A 16,776-nucleotide genomic window follows, 5' to 3' on the forward strand; every position below is an offset into this window, starting at 1 on the left:
TCACTCCTGTGATTAAAAAGAAATGAGCTTAGCGAATATAAAATAAATGTTTAGGTGTGGTTTAGCCGACGGTTACATCCAAAGAGCTGTCCATAAACTCCATAACATACTCATTATCTTTTTCGTTATACCCATAAACTTCAAGAATATATGGCGAGCTTAGCATACTCATTTGTTCGTGCTCACGCTTGAACCTTTCAATTTCCTTGGCATTTAGATCTTTCTTTGCTCGTTTTAAAGCAAAATTTTTAAGATAGAAACTGTCATAATATCTATAGACGTTTGCATAAGAACCACTACCAAGCGCTTTTAAGTCAGCTGTGTTGTTTTTATTCTCAATTTTTATTGAGCTTTGTGGAAAAAATATTGGGATAGTATAATAAATCTCTAATTTTTCAGTATGAGCGGGAATTGCACTCCCACCACTCTTGCTTAGAAAGCTCTTACAAAAAGTAAGTCTCTCTCGGAGTTTTTCAAGTTAGTTGTCGCATCAAATTAAATTTTATGCCGCCCGCATTGCTTCTTTTTTCTCTGGATTTAAATTTACTTCATTGGTCATTGTCCAATCTCTAGATTTTCCTGACCAACGAATTGGATTCTGCAATTTCGCTATTTCATTTACTCGGTGACGGTTCGCTAGTATCGCTTTATCTAATCCTAAATGACGCTGGTTTGGCGTGACAAATTTAATACCGCTGTGCAAGTGCTCATCGTTGTACCAATCAACAAATCCGTTAACCCACTTCCTTGCACTACCGATGCTTTCAAAGGCTTTTTCAGGGTATTCTGGGCGATACTTTAACGTCTTAAATAGCGATTCAGAATAAGGATTATCATTACTCACTGACGGTCGGCTAAATGAAGGCACAATACCTAACTCCTGCAATGTTGCCAATAACGTTGCCCCTTTCATTGGACTGCCATTATCCGAGTGCAACGTGACTTGATCTGGCTTTACCTGCTCTCGCCTGCAAATATCTACCATTAAATCAGCCGCCAGTGTGCTTAGCTGTGTGTCATGAACCTGCCAACCAACTATTTTTCGACTATAAATATCCATCACTAAATATAAGTATAAAAACTGACCTTTAACCGCTGTTGGCAAATATGTGATATCCCATGTATAAATTTCGTTTACACGTGTTGCCTTGAGCGCTTTTGGTTTTTTTATCTTTTTATTTGGTTTAACTTTTTCTCTGTGTGTTAATAATTTATGTGATTTCATAACACGATAAAACGAGCTTTCTGATGCTATCCACACACCTTTATCTAATAGTTTAGGGACTATCTTGCTGGGTGGTAAATGTCCGTATTCTATTGAATTTACTGTCTTAATAATACGCTGTTGCTCTAATTCAGTTAGCCTGTTAGGTGGTCGCTTTATCGTACTCGTTCGCTTATCTGTCATATCATCAGCTTCAATCCAGCGTTGAATTGTTCTTGCCGTTAGACCAAGTAACTCACATGCTTTTGCTTGCCTTGCCCCTGATTTCTGCGCGTCGGTAATGAGCTTTATCAGTTCATGACGTTCAGTTGAGCTGGTTAATCGTCCTCGTTGAAACCCCAAAGTGCATCCGCTTTTTTTTTGAGTACAAGTAGAGCGGCAGTTTCAGCTAAGGCCTTATCTTTGCGATTCAGTTCTTTTTGCAGTTGCTTTATTTCTTGCTTAAGCTGTTTACTGTCTGACTTTACTGTTTTATTTGAAGGTGGTGTTACTAAGTCTTGCTTCCACTGTTTAATATGATGCGGGTAAAGCCCCTTAGCACGGCAATATTCATTAAGAGCTGCTTCATCTAAACTCGCACATTCAATAATGGCATTAAGCCTTTCTTCTAAGCTCCAGTCATGAGGGCGTTTTTCTGTTGTCATGTGACTACCATTATTTTTAGTTTCAAGTTCATGTTTTTTAGCAAGCGTAATCCATCGTTGCAAGGTTGAATAACCGATGCCTAAATCAAACGCAATATCTTCTAGGCGAACATCATCACATTGAGATAATGCTTTTTCAACAGCTTGAACTTTAAATTCTTGTGTAAATCGACGTCTCATTTTATTGCCTCTATTAAAAGTTAGAGGCGACAACTATCCTGACACAGGGGGCTCTTGATGATAATCCTCGATAGAGAATGCATGTTCAGAGTTCTTTAAAGATTTCTCTAGAGCTTCAATTATCTCTATAGAGCTAATTAATTCTCTGCTTGGTTCTGCCCAAAAGTGAGCGGAGTTTTCATATGTTGGAAGTCTATTATTCATCGAATCAAAAAGACTAGTAACACTAGAGTGAAGAGTAGAGAATAAAACTCTTAACTTGTCATTCTTTATTGATTTGTAAAGATCTTCGAACTCATTACTTATAATATCAGAGAGCTTTCTGTAGTGGCTCTCTATGGCGTTTTCAGCATTCATAAATTATTGTATAGCCTGACTTTGATTGAACCATAATGCTTCACATTAATGGCGCGAGGTATGATCGCAGAAGAGAATGTAATGTTATACGCCATTCGGCACCTTCTCTAAATACTTTTCAAGTAGGCTTGCAGAGTGCGTTAAGTTGGCGAGTTGATCACGTAGGCCGTAAGCCCACTTAATACCATGGAAAAAGTTGTTTCTAAATCGATAAACTATAGTTAAACAGGCTATCAGCTGAGAAGAGGTACGAGTATCCTCTCCGGCTAGCGCGGCACGCACCAACCTTGGGTTGTCATTGTCTCGCAAGTTAAGGTGTTCAAAGTGGTAGTTCGTCTTGCCATTCTCAATATACCTATTTGAAAAATAGGCTAAGTGCTCTTCAAACCATCCGCCATCAATGATGTGCGGTTCAATACTTGCAACTTTTTCGGAGATATTCCTAACATAAGCGTTAGTATCTAGCACTTGAGCCTCAAACAAAGTCCAAAGTAGCGTAAACCTTTGCAGGGCGTGGAGCTCGTCAAGTGAAAGATGCTCAATACCGGGAGCTATTCTTGCAATATTCGCTAATTGAACCACAGGCTCTCCTTTGACATATCATAATTTAATAGTGCGCTCATCGCGCATATTTCTGCAGACTTAACGCTCATTTACCTAGTTTATATAGTTTTAGCAAATAACCTAAGGTATTACTATCATTAAGTTTTCTAAAAATTTAAAGTAAAGTTAAATAGAACAAGATGCGCTCTTTGCTTATTTTTAAAAATATGTGAGCAAAGAGCTGTTTGATGAATTGATTAGCTATTATATTCCTCCAATCTCAATGCTCAGTCTTTGCTCAAATTTGACTGCTCACAAGCCTACCCCGAAAAGATAGGCTAATAAACTCTACTTTTAGCTATTACTTAATTAGATTTATAACTAGCCCTTATAAATTCAACAACTCTTCTACCCATTCTAAAACGAGGCGAGTATTTCGGGTTTGAAAGCGCTGCTTATTAGGTATGTAGTAGCAAAAGTCAGATTCAACTACGTGGGTATTAAAGTTTTTAAGTAACTCGGTGTCTAATAATCGTTGTACTAGCGTGGTTGAGCAAAAAACCAGTCCTGAGCCTGTCATAGCTTCTTGAATACCAAATAGCTCTTGGTCAAATGTTTTAATACTAAATAACGCAGGATCTAAGTTGTTTTGAGTAAGCCATTGTTTAATTGGAGGCTCACTTAGCGCGTTGTTTTTCCATTTAGTGGTATAGAGCGTAACTGGGCCGTTTTGCCATGGGATATCCGCGGCTTTGTATGAGCCGAATACGTTAAATTGTTCGGTTTTTATAATGTCATCAGCGTTTATATTGCGTTGCTGGCCAAAGCGAACCGGTAAGGTGTGTAATTGCTTATCAACGGCTTCACTGGTTGATATATCCACTTCAAGATTGGGCTGACTTTTTGATAGCTCCTGTAATGCGGGTATTAAACGCAGTGCGGCCAGTGATGACGTAGTGGTTATTTTAACGACGGTGCCTTTGGCTTGTACGGTAGCTAGCGCTTGGTTAATAAGGTTAAAGCCATTGCTTGTTGCTTCACTTAAATATTCACCAGTGGGGGTTAGAGTGATTTTTCTAACTTGGCGGTAAAATAAATCCACATTTAAACGGTTCTCAAGGTTATTTATATGATGCGAAATCGCGGTTGGGGTGAGCGATAGTTCATCCGCGGCGGCTTTAAAACTGCCTAAACGCGCCGCAGCTTCAAAGGCTTTAAGTGCTTGTAGTGATACTTGCATAGGGGATTATTCACACCAAATAGAATTAACTTATAGATGAGTATAACTTATTTATAGTTAAGATTTACTCGTTTGTGAAATATGCCTGTTAGTAAGATGATTAACCTACATTTACTAATAGGATAAACAGTATGACTACCCTACTTCACGTTGATGCAAGCGTAAGAGCTGTTAAAAACGACAACCCAGAACACGATTCAATCTCTAAAAATATTGCTAAGCATTTTATTGATAGCTTTGCAAAGCGCCAAGCTATAGATGAGTATTTTTACCGTGATGTTGGTGTGAATCCTCCGCCTTTTATTACCCAAGACTGGATAGGCGCAGTATTTACACCTGATGATAAAAAGACTGCTGAGCAACATCAGTTACTGGCCTTGTCAGACACATTAATCGCTGAAATTGCCGCTGCCGATATTATTGTGATTTCCTCGCCTATGTATAACTACGGTATGCCCGCACAGTTAAAGGCATGGTTTGATCAAGTAATACGTATTAACCAAACTTTTGATTTTGATCTTTCCCGTGGGGATTTTCCGCTACAACCTCTACTTGGAGGTAAAACATTAGTTGTGATCACCTCAACCGGTGAGTTTGGTTTTGAGCAAGGTGGTATACGTGAGCATATGAGCCATTTAGTGCCGCACTTACGTACATTGAGTAAATATTTAGGCGTGAGCACCATTCATGAAATTGCCTCAGAATATCAAGAGTTTGCCGATGTACGCCATCAACTATCGCTCGATAATGCTCATAGCCAAGCAGCAGCGCTAGGGCTAAAGTTAAGTAATCAATAATATTTAAATATAAAATACCGCATTTACCTTGCGGTATTTTTAACCAAACCGTAACGGGGGTTTACAGTAACGGCTTCAAGCTATGATGCTTCTACTGTACATTATTAACTGATAAGGTGATTAATATTGAGTAGTAAAATTGCGTTTTAGTAACGATTTAAACAGGAGTCATTAATGGCAACTACACTGGCGTTTGATGTATACGGTACGCTTATAAACACTCATGGCGTGGTGTCGTTACTTGAAAATATGGTTGGTGATAACGCGCACGCTTTTTCAACTACTTGGCGTGAAAAACAAATCGAATATTCGTTTAGGCGTGGCTTAATGCAAAACTACGTGCCGTTTTCGGTGTGTACTGAGCAGGCACTTAATTATGCGTGTTTACTGCACAAGGTAACTTTAAGCGATGAGCAAAAAGCACAGTTGTTAGCCCGCTATAAAACCCTACCCGCATTTGATGATGTTAAAGCAGGGCTTGAGAGCTTAAAAGCACAAAACTATCGGTTATTTGCGTTTTCTAATGGTGCGGCCAGTGCGGTAAATACCTTGCTCGAAGCCGCAGGCATAAGTGAGCTTTTTGAAGGCGTAGTGAGCGCCGATGACATTAAAACTTTTAAACCCAACCCCGGTGTTTATAGTCATTTTTTACGTCAGGCACATTCAACCGGTGCTAATACCTGGTTGATATCGAGTAACCCGTTTGATGTTATTGGGGCGTTATCGCATGGTATGCGTGCTGCGTGGATACAGCGCTCAAATGAGGCTATTTTTGATCCCTGGGAACTTGAGCCTACAATAACGGCGTGCGATTTACATGATTTAAAAACCAAGCTGGCAAGTAATAACCAATGATTTAGTTGGCAGGGGTTAAATTACACCAATGAAAGGCTAGGTTTGCGCTTACAAACCTAGCCGTTTTAGGGTCTGTTGATCTTTCAAGGTTAAATTTGCAGCAGTCTGTTTGGTATTTAGGCAAGGCTGAGCCTATGTGGTGTGGTTATTCCCCATAAATAGGCGATAACGCAGCATCAATGCCAAACAGGCGCTGCCCTTCGGGTTCTGCCTAGGGGCGATTTACTCTTTGTTGCTCGGTTTTTACTTAGCCCACTAGGTTACAAACCTCGCGCCGCGATTAAACCGCCCCTAGTTTGAACAAATTTTAATCCGCAAAGGTCAACAGACCCTAGTCTTTAATTGCAATGGCAATTTCTATTTCGTTACTGTTTTTATAATACTCAAAATCACTGGTGTAAGTACGTTCATAGCGGCAATCGTCTGAGCTGAAGTATTGCCAAATTTCGCCCCATAAATCTATTACTGCATCGGGCATTTCACCCTCACCTTTAAATACCAAATAACGCCCCGCTTGGGTGGTTACTTTTTTAGCTTCAGGGAGTTTAATTGATAAATTATCGCAGCAGGCAATTACGTCAAAATCGCCTGTGAGATCGCTTTCGTAATTAGTATACACACCATACACTTTGGTGTTTTCTGTAAGGCTGTTGGCAAACTTTTCACCAAATTTTTGCCAAAGTTCAGCTATATTTGCAGTGCCAGCATTCATTTCATTGGCGTTGCAGGTTCTTACTTTTAAGCCGATTAAGGTCTGACTTGCTAATTGTTTTACTTCCATCATGACGTCCTTTAGCGTTAATACAAAACACCAACGTAACAGAAAAACCGCCAATACTTTAAATTTTGTATTAAATATTTCATAAACAGTGATTATTAACCTCAATTTCGTGTTTATTGCTCATGTTTAAATAGGTGCCAATCGCTAAACGTAGCTTTGCTACCGCTAAAATAATTGCTCAACTTCCCTCTTTTTTAACTTTATTTTTGCATGTAATGCTTGTCGTTTAATAGTGAAGTTTATCGATTTTAGTTAAAAATATACGACAAGCTTATTAGCTCTAATTAAAAAAAGTTGCTATCTAATCTTTTTTCATTATTGTAAATGGGAATCATTATCATTAAGATTCTTGCACCTAAAAAGTGTACTCAAGGAATGTTGATGTGTCTCAATCTCAAGTGTTAAATATTAATACCATTGAAAAACAGGCTGTATTTGAACAAAGCGGCTTGCCCCCACAATTCAATTTAGAGCAGTTCATTAATTATCAAATAGCGTCATTGCAAGGGTTGTCGGCAGTTCAGCAAGCGATAGCTAAAGCCCAAAAGCCATTTTCAGGTGTGTCGGTAAATGCGTTAGCAGAAGTCGTAAACGATGTTGATTTATCACAGCCATTGGCTGACTTTCCGGCGGTGCTTGAAGAACTAAAAGGCGTGTATTTAGATCATGCCGTGTATTTTCATCATCCTCGCTACATGGCGCATTTAAACTTCCCTGTAACCTATCCTGCTGTGGTGGCCGAACACATTATTGCTGCTATTAATACCTCGGTAGATACGTGGGATCAAAGTGCAGGTGCGACCTTAATTGAGCAAAAGCTGATTGATTGGACATGCCAAAAAGCAGCATTGCCAAGCACTGCCGATGGAGTATTTACTAGTGGCGGCACACAATCAAACTTAATGGCAATGTTAGTTGCTCGTGAAGTGGCTGTTAGCCGATATGCGCCAGAACATCAGGTAAAACTTCAGGGCTTACCAGCTGTTGCCTCGCGCTTTAAAATTTACTGCTCTGAGGTGGCGCATTTTAGTATTCAAAAAGCGGCGGCGTTACTGGGCTTAGGTTACAACGCTGTGGTGCCGGTGGCTACAAACAGCGAAATGCAAATGGATATGCAGGCACTTAAAACCGCCATAGCAACAAGCAAAGCGCAAGGTTATTTACCCATTGCAGTGGTTATTACCGCAGGCACAACCGATTTTGGCTCGATCGATCCAATCCATAATATTGCCATGCTGGCTAAAGAAGAGCAGCTATGGTGCCACGTAGATGGCGCTTATGGTGGCGGTTTGTTGGTGAGCGAGCACCACCGAAATGCGCTTAATGGCATTGAGTTGGTTGATTCAATAACGATTGATTATCACAAATCATTTATGCAACCGGTTAGTTGTAGTGCCTTTTTATTAAGCGATAAACGCCATTTTAGCCACATTACTTTATATGCCGATTATTTAAACCCATTAGCAGAGGCCGGAAATGGCACGCCTAATCTGGTAGATAAAAGTCTGCAAACCACTCGCCGTTTTGATGCCTTAAAATTATGGCTAACACTGCGCACCACTGGAGAAGCACCACTTGGCCGCGCGTTCGATAAAGTTATTGGCCTTGCGCGCCAAACGCATATTGTACTTAACGATCACCCCGACTTTGAAGTGGTTAACTACCCCGAGCTTAGTGCCTTAGTTTTTAGATTTGCTCCTGATGATTTAAAACATGACCTTGATTTACTCGACTCTTTAAACCTGCATGTACGACAAACGTTTTTACAAACCGGTGAAGCCATGGTTGCCCGTACAAAAATAAATGGCCGCCATTATCTTAAATTTACATTGCTTAATGCGCAGTGCCAATTAACTGATGTACGCGCTGTTATTGAGCAAATTAGCCACATTGCATGGCAAACTTATAGGGAAATTGCATAATGGATAATCAACCTTACGATTTTATAGCTATTGGCCTTGGCCCATTTAACTTATCTTTAGCGTGTTTAAGTGAACCGCTCGAAGATGTAAAAAGCCTGTTTTTGGAGCAGCGCAGTGAATTTGATTGGCACCCTGGAATGATGCTGGAGGGCGTTACATTACAAACTCCGTTTATGTCGGATTTAGTAACCATGGCAGATCCAACCAGCCAATATAGCTTTTTAAATTATGCCAAATTGAATAATCGCTTATACCCGTTTTATATTCGCGAAAGCTTTTTTTTATTGCGCCGTGAATACAACTTATATTGCCAATGGGTTTGCTCGCAGCTTTCAAATGTTAACTTTGAACAAACAGTCACTCAAGTTGAATTTTGCCCGCAAAGTGAGTGTTATACCGTTAGCTGTAACACCCCTAATGGTATACAACATTATGTGACTCGCCATATTGTTTTGGGCACAGGGCCTGCACCGTATATTCCTGATTGCGCTGTGCAAAGTAACTCAAATAACGTAATGCACAGTAGCGATTTTTGTCATCGGCTTGATGAATTAAAGGCAGCTAAACGGGTTACTGTGGTAGGGGCTGGGCAAAGTGCAGCAGAAATTTACCACACCTTATTGCAGCAAGCAGTACCGCAAGGCTTGCAGTTAGATTGGATAGCACGTTCACCGCGCTATTTTCCGCTTGAGTATACTAAGCTCACCCTTGAAATGACCTCTCCTGAGTATGTAGATTACTTTTATAATTTAAAAACTGAGCAGCGAGATTGGCTCAATCAAAACCAAAAAAACCTATTTAAAGGCATTAATGGCGATTTAATTAACGACATTTTCGACACCCTCTACGCGCAAAGTCTTGATGGGCCAATTTCTACTACATTTAAAACTAATAGCAGGCTAACCGGTACTCAAGAGGTAGGTGAGCGTTTACTGACTGAGTTTTATCATCAGGAGCTTGAGCAGCCCTTTTCAATAGAAACCGACTTTTTAATTTGCGCCACGGGCTTTAAATATCAGCGCCCTGCTTTTTTAAATAATATTGCCCAGCAATTACCCCAAGATGAGCAAGGTCGTTATTTAGTAAGCCGTGAATATGCGGTAGATAGCGAACAAAAACGTATTTTTGTACAAAATGCCGAGCAGCATACCCATGGTTTTGTAACTCCAGATTTAGGTATGGCTTGCTACCGCAATAGTATTATTTTACGTGAAATTTTAGGTTATGCGCCTTATCAGGTTGAGCAAAAAATTGCTTTTCAAAACTTTGATTTAAGTGATGTCACCCTATCAACACAACAGCAGAGTAGCGCGGCATGAGTCTTCGTTTTGCGCTAATTTTGCTGACGGTTATTTCGGTGGTATGCGATACCTTGCTGCTACCGTTTTATCCGCAATTTTTTGCTAGTGAATTTGCTATTAGTAACGCCACGTTAATCGGCCTCTTTGTGGCTAACTGTTGTATTACTGTAATGCTGGCTTTACCACTATGGGCTAAGGTCGCTAAAAAATACAATGAGTTGGCTTTGTGGTTAGTAACCCAAGTAGTAGCCGCTGGTTTTGGCTTGCTTTGCTACTTTGCTACCAATGTATGGGAGTTTTGGATTTACTACCAACTTATGTTGGTGCTAAAGGCAAGCTACCTACTTATATACCCATTTGCACTGCGATTAGAGCAACAAACTAAGCATTTATCTATTATTGGTTTGTTTTCTGTATTGATGCATTTTGGTGCGATTGGTGGCGCTTTAATTGGTGGTTATTTCTTTAGTTTAGCAGAGCCACGCTATGCGTTATTACTCAGTAGTGCCGGTGACCTAGTTCAGGTTTTATTATGCGCCTACTTAATGTATTCATTAAAAACAGGTATTTATCAGCAAGCAATAGCGACTGAAAAACCGCGAGAACGTATTCCCTATTTTATTTGGCAATTTTGCTTTTTAAGTGTGGTGGTTTATTTTAGCGCGTTTTTAATTCGCCCCTTCTTTACTACACATTGGCAAGCATTAAACGCACAAAGCAGTACGTTGCAAAGCGCTGTTGTATACGCCATTCCTGCCTTTGCCGCGCTTGTTATGCTGGTTTTTAACCATTACAGACAACATTTACCACTGCCAACATTAAGCCGCACTAGCACTTTGTTATGCGCACTTATTTTGGGAGCGCTTGGGCTTTATTTACAAGCGCAGGCGTCGGTGGGGTTAGTGATTTTATCACGTGTTTTATATGGTTTTGCGTTATTTCAAGTGATGGTACTGCTAGAGGTAATGCTATTTGCTAAAAGTGAGCCTGCACATTACGGCAGCGACTTTGCCAAAGTGCACATTGCTCAAAATATCGGGGTTATTTTAGCGTCGTTACTAGTGGGTATGAGCGTAGAGCATCTTTCAACAACGGTTGTGTTTTACTTTGCTGCCATTGGCTTTGCAAGCCTTGCCTTTATTTTGCTTTGGCGGGTTAAGGCTGTTGCTCGAACTGCGCGTTCAGCGTCTTAGTTTTTAAGATTTATTGGAGTTTTTATGTATTTTTCATCTTTTGTAACCACCCTACAGCATACCGGCAAAGTGACGATGCGCTTATTACAACAAACAGATATGCCAACAGTTTGCGATTGGCTTAAGCAACCGTATGCGCACTTTTGGGGTATGCAGCAGCAAACCGAGCAACAAATAACTAAAGCGTATCAAGCTATTATTGATACGCCTCATCATCAGGCGTACGTGATCGAGCAAAATAATAACCTATTGGCTTTAGTTGAGCTTTATAGCCCTGAGCACGAAAGCTTAATGAAAGCGGCGTACGAGGTTGAACCTAATGATGTGGGTATGCATATTTTATTAGCGCCTAACACGGCACCTAAGCGCCATTTTAGTTTTGAAATGATGCAGTGCGTGCTGCAAAGTATTTTTGCTCAAAACAGTGCCGCCCGTGTTGTGGTTGAGCCCGACATTGCTAATAGTAAAATTCATACGTTAAATAAGCGTTTGGGATTTGTTCACACCCAGCAAATTCAACTGGGCGAAAAATCCGCTTATTTAGGCTTTTGTAATAAAGCAGCCTTTGATAGGCACAGCCAACTATTGACTGATTCGTTAGCACCTTTACAAACTGATTACGTGATACAGCCACATTGGCAATGGGCAAATCGGCATTTACAAGCTAAAGCACTCACCGAGCTTGTGCACGAGCGTTTATTGGCCGCAGAGACAACAAAGCAAGGCTTTAAAGTGAATGTTGAAGGCGGTTACTTTATTTTTAATGGCCGTGCTATGGCACTAAACCATATAGATATAGACGAGCCAAGCCTATGCTTTTACAACCTTAACGAAGAGCTTCAGCCGCTAGATGTGTTGCACTTTTTTAGTATGCAGGGGCCTGCGCTAGGTTTAACGGGTAAGCGCCTTGCCACCTACCTTGAAGAGCTAAATGCCACTTTAGCCAGTGCGTGCTTCAAACGCGAAAATAACACCTTAACAGCGGCGCAGTTAGCTAATTTAGGGCTGCAAAAAATAGAAGCCGCAATGAGTGAAGGGCATCCTGCCTTTGTTGCTAATAATGGCCGCATTGGTTTTAGTAAAGCTGACTTTTTACGTTATGCGCCAGAAGTAGGCAAACCGTTTAAAGTACTGTGGTTAGCAGCGCATAAAACGGTATGCGACTTTGCCCATAGTGAATACTTTGCCGACTACCCAAGCCATATAAGTGATGAACTAGATTTAACCACTCGAGATGCGTTTAACAAAGCGCTAAAAGCTCAAAACCTTAACCCCGATGATTACTTACTCATTCCTGCTCACCCTTGGCAGTACCAACACAAATTGAGTGTGGTATTTGCAAATGAGTTGGCAAATCAGCGATTAGTGTATTTAGGTGAAGGTGACGATTTATATCAAGCGCAACAATCAATTCGGACCTTATATAACTGCTCGCACCCGCATAAGCCGTATTTAAAAGTGGCGTTGTCGATTTTAAATATGGGATTTATGCGTGGCCTATCGCGTGCTTACATGGCGGTGACTCCTGCCATTAACGATTGGGTATTTGCTAAGGTTAGCCAAGATCAACAACTCGCAGGCGCTAATTTTACAGCGCTTAGAGAATACGCCACCTTAGGTTATGCCCATCATACGTTTGAGCAAAGCGCGCTAGGTGATACACCCTATCGTAAAATGTTTGCCTGCTTATGGCGAGAAAACCCAAACCATAATTTAAATAGCGATGAACAACTGACCACCATGGCAGCGTTATTACACTTAGATAATAATGGCCAAAGTTTAGTGGGTGAATGGATAACGCAAAGTGGTTTGAGCACGCAGCAGTGGTTACATGCCTACTTTAATGCTTATTTAATTCCGCTGGTACATTGCTTTTACGCGCATAAATTAGTGTTTATGCCTCACGGCGAAAACCTCATTTTAAAGCTTAAAAATTCGGTGCCAGTAGGCGCATATATGAAAGACATAGGTGAAGAGGTTGCTTTACTTAATAGCACTGAAGTATTGCCTGCAGGGGTTGAACGTATTCATGTTTCTATGCCTAAAGAGCTTGAGCTGTTAAGTATATTTACCGATGTATTTGACTGTTTCTTTAGATACTTAGTAGCAATTTTAGTGCGAGAAGAGCGTATTACAGAGCATGACTTTTGGCAGTGTGTTACGCAAAGTGTTAAAGCGTATCAACATGCTAACCCTGCTTTAAATGAGCGATTTAAAGAGTACGACTTTTTTAGTGATGAGTTTGCTCACTCTTGTTTAAACCGCTTACAGTTGGGTAATAATGAGCAAATGGTTGATTTAACCGATCCGGCAGGTAGTTTGCAGTTTGCTGGTAACTTAAACAACCCCGTATCGGCAAAGCTGTATGGCTAAACCGATTACCCTTGCGCAGTTTTTATATTGCCAACAACCCGTGCAACGAACTTTTAAACCGAGCTTATTATTAGTGCGCGCTTTAACAGTTCGTTGTAAGGCGCAGTACCCTACTGCGCCTAAGCAATTTATTAGTCGACATTTGTATTTGCAGCTTTGTTGGCAAGCTATTTACGCTTATTGCTATTGGTTTGCTTGCAAGCAAAGTACGGCTGATCCCATTAGCATGCCGTTAGCGGTAAATGGCGCTTATTGTCGTGGGTTTAACCTGAATAATGGCGTGTTAGTAAGTAAAACAGAGCAAACCAAAGCGTTTACTCATTTTATAAGCCAAGTTGGTGAATGGGTAAATACCGACTATGCACTTGGTAAAAAAGAACAAGCTCGGTTATTACTCGATTCATTAAGTAGCGCCATTGAGCGAGCTCATAGCTTAGACCTTGCTACTACTTTACATATCAACAATTGCCATCGTCAGCTGCACACCCTTATTTGTGAACACTTTAATCTTGATACGCCATTTACTGAAAAACCCCAGCGTTTAACCTGTTGCCGCTATTATTTAGCCGGTTATAGCAAATGCCAAACCTGCCCTAAAAAGGATATTAAAACCAATGAACCAACGTCTTAAAACGATTGATCTTGCGCGTGGTGCGAGCGTTTTTATTATGATTATTGTGCATACCTTATGGATATATGCCTCCACGACGCTTCAAAGTGAAAGCGCATTTGGTACGGTTGTGCATATACTTGGCAAAGGCACCGCCTCGTTTTTAGTGGCAATGGGGCTATCTATGGCGCTTTCGCGCAGGCAAACACCTTTGCTATTAATTAAGCGTGGCATACAGCTTTTACTGCTTGCTTATTTAATGAATGCGGCCAAGTTTTGGCTGCCTATTGAAGTATTTAATACCATGCCTGAGGCATTTATAAATGCGTATGGCTGGCAAAGTCCGCTCAGTGCTGGGCAGTTACAATTTATGGTGTTAACAGGTGATATTTTACAACTGGCTGGAGTTAGCTTATTGCTGTTTGGTGTGCTTAATATTGCCCGTTGGAAAACAATATGGATTGCGGTTTTAGCCATTGCAATTGCAGTTATGAGCCAGTTTGTGAGGGGGCAACAATTTACGCTTTCACCTTATATTAGCGATTTGTTTTTTGCTAATAACTATCAGGTGTATTTTCCGGTATTTCCTTGGATAAGTGCGATATTAATGGGATACGTACTTGGTCGTTTATATCTTAGTAACCAACAAAATGCCGATTACTTATATAAAGTATGTGCACAACTCGGTGCTGCTTTACTTGTTATTGGCGGCATATGGTTAGCCATTGATTTTAAAGGGCAGTTTGGCAACTTTTTCCATTTAAATGGCGGCGGTATTAGCTATTTAATTGGCTTAAATTTATGTGCCCTAGCGGCTATACAGTTTATTTTTGCTGATAAATATAATGGCCCTATTACACGTGCTCTTTTATATGCCAGTAAACATGTAACCGCGCTTTATGTTATTCAATGGGTACTTATTTGCTGGTTTATGGGGGCGCTTGGTTATCTACTCTCAGCCTTTGGCCGACACTTTGTATGATGGTACTGATGACTTTACTTACTTTTGCTGTGCACAAGGTTTATTTTAAAAGCAAACAGAGCCTCACACAGACATTATGCAAAAAACCAAACGTACAGCTTAAGCTGTAAAGGGGCTTTACGGGCGCTGGTTTGGGTGCCCTAGCCTGCTTTTATTGCGTCAATAACGCTATGCATACGCTTTGCTAACGGCCTATTTCGGTGATGGCACACATAAATATTTTCGCTAATTGGTTTGGTTAAATGATGCGTTTTAATAAGCGCAGGTTTATTAAAAGCACTTACTGCGTGTGCGGGTAAAACCGTAAAACCCAGCCCTAAACTTACCGGCTCCAGTATTAAACTTATTTGGTTAGAAAACCCCGTTTGCTTAATTTGATCAACATGTTCAAATTCACTGTAGTTTTCGCTAAGTAAAAGCTGCGCATGATGTTTTGCATCGGGGTGGCCAATAAAGCCAAGCTCACATAAAACCTCCCACGTTGGGTTTTCTATATGTGCGGGCGTTACTAATAATAGGGATTCTTTACCAATTTTGTGGCTGGTAACTTCACTAAGGGTAGGCGCTTGAGTTAAAAAGCCAATATCGGCACTATGACTGGCCACCGCTTGTTCAACATTGGTATTTGGAGCAAAGCGGTAATCTATAATTAGCTTCTTGTGCTCTACTTGCAGTGCTAATAGTTGATTGTAAAACTTTAGCCCGCAACTGCCTGGCGACTGTATTTTTACTAAACCGCTGTAAGGTGAATCATCTTTTAATTGCTGCTCTAAAAACTGCCATTCTTTGAGTAACTGACTACCCTGCTGATATAAATTTTGCCCCTGAACGGTAAGGGTAAATTGTTTACCGTGGCGCTCAAGCAAGGCGCAATCTACTTGCTGCTCTAACTTTTTTATATGTTGGCTTACGCCTGACTGGGTCATATAAAGGCGCTCGGCGGTTTGGGTAAAATGGTTTACCTCAACTAAAGTACAAAACGTGTTTAACCATGTCGGATTTATCATTACAAAATATACTTAAAATGATGATTAATGATAATTTTACTTAATGTTGGTCCATTCGTAAACTAACTCCATCAACTAAACATAGTTAAGTAGGAGTATTTATTATGAGTCATACATATCCACGTAGTTTTTCGCACATTGGTATTTCAGTTCCCGATGTTGAAAAAGCCGTAGAGTTTTACACTAAGGTGATGGGCTGGTACACCATAATGGAGCCTACTGTGATCACTGAAGACAACAGCCCAATTGGCGAAATGTGTACCGATGTATTTGGTCCAAATTGGGAAAAATTCAAAATAGCGCATCTTTCAACAGGCGACCGAATTGGTGTAGAAATTTTTGAATTTAAAGACCAAGAAAACCCTAAAGACAACTTTGAATACTGGAAGACCGGTATCTTCCACTTCTGTGTACAAGACCCAGATGTAGAAGGCTTAGCGGATCGTATTGTTGCTGCAGGTGGTAAAAAACGTATGCCAGAGCCACGCTACTATTATCCTGGTGAAAAGCCGTACCGCATGATCTACATGGAAGACCCGTTTGGTAACATCCTTGAGATTTACAGCCACAGTTACGAGCTTATATACAGCGCTGGTGCTTATTAAAAGCATTTAGCTAAAAACAAAGGCCGCAGTATTTATTACTGCGGCTTTCTTATTTGAATAGCTTTAGTAATTAGCTAAGTAATACGTAAGCGTCCGGCCAACCACACCTAGCAACACCATTTTTTGTATTTGAAAATACCTTCAACTTTTTATTGGAGGTC

The 16,776-nt window shown here is 40.5% G+C and carries 15 protein-coding genes; 9 read left to right on the forward strand and 6 right to left on the reverse strand.

What is annotated here, in order from left to right; genetic code table 11:
* Positions 1-61: 61 nt before the first annotated feature.
* The 4 genes from AAEY57_RS16410 to AAEY57_RS16425 form a co-directional block, all read right to left on the reverse strand.
* Positions 62-412: a protein kinase domain-containing protein gene (locus tag AAEY57_RS16410; RefSeq protein WP_350608279.1), complete on the reverse strand. Its 351-nt coding sequence runs from the start codon at positions 410-412 to the stop codon at positions 62-64.
* 90 nt (positions 413-502) lie between these two features.
* Positions 503-2,049, reverse strand: a protein-coding gene (locus AAEY57_RS16415) for an IS3 family transposase (RefSeq protein WP_139016074.1) whose coding sequence is annotated in 2 segments (ribosomal slippage) — positions 503-1,569 and positions 1,569-2,049 — 1,548 coding nt in all. Because the reading frame shifts where the segments join, the coding sequence is not laid out codon by codon here.
* 441 nt (positions 2,050-2,490) lie between these two features.
* Positions 2,491-2,988 carry a hypothetical protein gene (locus AAEY57_RS16420; RefSeq protein WP_350608268.1) on the reverse strand — a complete coding sequence of 166 codons (498 nt, stop codon included), beginning with the start codon at positions 2,986-2,988 and terminating at the stop codon, positions 2,491-2,493.
* Between the two features lie 349 nt (positions 2,989-3,337).
* Entirely contained in the window at positions 3,338-4,189 is an 852-nt protein-coding gene (locus AAEY57_RS16425; RefSeq protein WP_350608269.1) for a LysR family transcriptional regulator, read from the reverse strand.
* A 131-nt stretch (positions 4,190-4,320) separates the two neighbouring features.
* Between AAEY57_RS16425 and AAEY57_RS16430 the strand changes: the two genes are divergently transcribed.
* Together AAEY57_RS16430 and AAEY57_RS16435 are read left to right on the forward strand one after the other, a co-directional pair.
* On the forward strand, positions 4,321-4,986 hold the full coding sequence (locus tag AAEY57_RS16430) for an FMN-dependent NADH-azoreductase (RefSeq protein WP_350608270.1): 666 nt from the start codon (positions 4,321-4,323) through the stop codon (positions 4,984-4,986).
* 174 nt (positions 4,987-5,160) lie between these two features.
* Entirely contained in the window at positions 5,161-5,841 is a 681-nt protein-coding gene (locus tag AAEY57_RS16435; RefSeq protein WP_350608271.1) for a haloacid dehalogenase type II, read from the forward strand.
* Positions 5,842-6,172: 331 nt separating this feature from the next.
* Here AAEY57_RS16435 and AAEY57_RS16440 read toward each other — a convergent pair whose 3' ends face one another.
* On the reverse strand, positions 6,173-6,622 hold the full coding sequence (locus tag AAEY57_RS16440; RefSeq protein WP_076920050.1) for a GyrI-like domain-containing protein: 450 nt from the start codon (positions 6,620-6,622) through the stop codon (positions 6,173-6,175).
* Between the two features lie 383 nt (positions 6,623-7,005).
* Here AAEY57_RS16440 and AAEY57_RS16445 point away from each other — a divergent pair, with 383 nt between their 5' ends.
* Genes AAEY57_RS16445 through AAEY57_RS16470 form a run of 6 tightly spaced genes read left to right on the forward strand, consistent with a single transcriptional unit; the run spans position 7,006 to position 15,003 of the window.
* Entirely contained in the window at positions 7,006-8,544 is a 1,539-nt protein-coding gene (locus AAEY57_RS16445) for a pyridoxal phosphate-dependent decarboxylase family protein (RefSeq protein ID WP_350608272.1), read from the forward strand.
* On the forward strand, positions 8,544-9,863 hold the full coding sequence (locus AAEY57_RS16450) for a lysine N(6)-hydroxylase/L-ornithine N(5)-oxygenase family protein (protein ID WP_350608273.1): 1,320 nt from the start codon (positions 8,544-8,546) through the stop codon (positions 9,861-9,863). The genes AAEY57_RS16445 and AAEY57_RS16450 overlap by 1 nt, the downstream gene beginning before the upstream one ends.
* Positions 9,860-11,038: an MFS transporter gene (locus AAEY57_RS16455; RefSeq protein WP_350608274.1), complete on the forward strand. Its 1,179-nt coding sequence runs from the start codon at positions 9,860-9,862 to the stop codon at positions 11,036-11,038. Before AAEY57_RS16450 ends, AAEY57_RS16455 begins: the two co-directional genes overlap by 4 nt.
* Before the next feature lie 24 nt (positions 11,039-11,062).
* Entirely contained in the window at positions 11,063-13,411 is a 2,349-nt protein-coding gene (locus tag AAEY57_RS16460; RefSeq protein ID WP_350608275.1) for a GNAT family N-acetyltransferase, read from the forward strand.
* Positions 13,404-14,042, forward strand: coding sequence for a hypothetical protein (locus tag AAEY57_RS16465; RefSeq protein WP_350608276.1), 639 nt, complete (start codon positions 13,404-13,406; stop codon positions 14,040-14,042). The genes AAEY57_RS16460 and AAEY57_RS16465 overlap by 8 nt, the downstream gene beginning before the upstream one ends.
* Positions 14,026-15,003, forward strand: a complete 978-nt coding sequence (locus tag AAEY57_RS16470) for a heparan-alpha-glucosaminide N-acetyltransferase domain-containing protein (protein WP_350608277.1) — start codon at positions 14,026-14,028, stop codon at positions 15,001-15,003. The genes AAEY57_RS16465 and AAEY57_RS16470 overlap by 17 nt, the downstream gene beginning before the upstream one ends.
* 140 nt (positions 15,004-15,143) lie before the next feature.
* Here AAEY57_RS16470 and AAEY57_RS16475 read toward each other — a convergent pair whose 3' ends face one another.
* On the reverse strand, positions 15,144-16,010 hold the full coding sequence (locus AAEY57_RS16475; RefSeq protein WP_350608278.1) for a LysR family transcriptional regulator: 867 nt from the start codon (positions 16,008-16,010) through the stop codon (positions 15,144-15,146).
* Between the two features lie 104 nt (positions 16,011-16,114).
* On the opposite strand from AAEY57_RS16475, the gene AAEY57_RS16480 reads away from it, so the two are divergent.
* The gene (locus AAEY57_RS16480) at positions 16,115-16,615 is read left to right on the forward strand and encodes a lactoylglutathione lyase family protein (RefSeq protein WP_008130525.1); all 501 of its coding nucleotides are present in this window, start codon (positions 16,115-16,117) and stop codon (positions 16,613-16,615) included.
* Positions 16,616-16,776 lie beyond the last annotated feature (161 nt).

This window comes from Pseudoalteromonas sp. MER144-MNA-CIBAN-0113, assembly GCF_040308965.1.
In the GTDB taxonomy this organism is placed as follows: Bacteria; Pseudomonadota; Gammaproteobacteria; order Enterobacterales; family Alteromonadaceae; genus Pseudoalteromonas; species Pseudoalteromonas tetraodonis.

Excerpts from the sequence above, each read along its gene's own strand:
- AAEY57_RS16425 (WP_350608269.1), bottom strand. The coding sequence starts at position 4,189 with ATGCAAGTATCACTACAAGCACTTAAAGCCTTTGAAGCTGCGGCGCGT.
- AAEY57_RS16430 (WP_350608270.1), top strand. The coding sequence starts at position 4,321 with ATGACTACCCTACTTCACGTTGATGCAAGCGTAAGAGCTGTTAAAAAC.
- AAEY57_RS16435 (WP_350608271.1), top strand. The coding sequence starts at position 5,161 with ATGGCAACTACACTGGCGTTTGATGTATACGGTACGCTTATAAACACT.
- AAEY57_RS16440 (WP_076920050.1), bottom strand. The coding sequence starts at position 6,622 with ATGGAAGTAAAACAATTAGCAAGTCAGACCTTAATCGGCTTAAAAGTA.
- AAEY57_RS16450 (WP_350608273.1), top strand. The coding sequence starts at position 8,544 with ATGGATAATCAACCTTACGATTTTATAGCTATTGGCCTTGGCCCATTT.
- AAEY57_RS16455 (WP_350608274.1), top strand. The coding sequence starts at position 9,860 with ATGAGTCTTCGTTTTGCGCTAATTTTGCTGACGGTTATTTCGGTGGTA.
- AAEY57_RS16460 (WP_350608275.1), top strand. The coding sequence starts at position 11,063 with ATGTATTTTTCATCTTTTGTAACCACCCTACAGCATACCGGCAAAGTG.
- AAEY57_RS16465 (WP_350608276.1), top strand. The coding sequence starts at position 13,404 with ATGGCTAAACCGATTACCCTTGCGCAGTTTTTATATTGCCAACAACCC.
- AAEY57_RS16470 (WP_350608277.1), top strand. The coding sequence starts at position 14,026 with ATGAACCAACGTCTTAAAACGATTGATCTTGCGCGTGGTGCGAGCGTT.
- AAEY57_RS16475 (WP_350608278.1), bottom strand. The coding sequence starts at position 16,010 with ATGATAAATCCGACATGGTTAAACACGTTTTGTACTTTAGTTGAGGTA.
- AAEY57_RS16480 (WP_008130525.1), top strand. The coding sequence starts at position 16,115 with ATGAGTCATACATATCCACGTAGTTTTTCGCACATTGGTATTTCAGTT.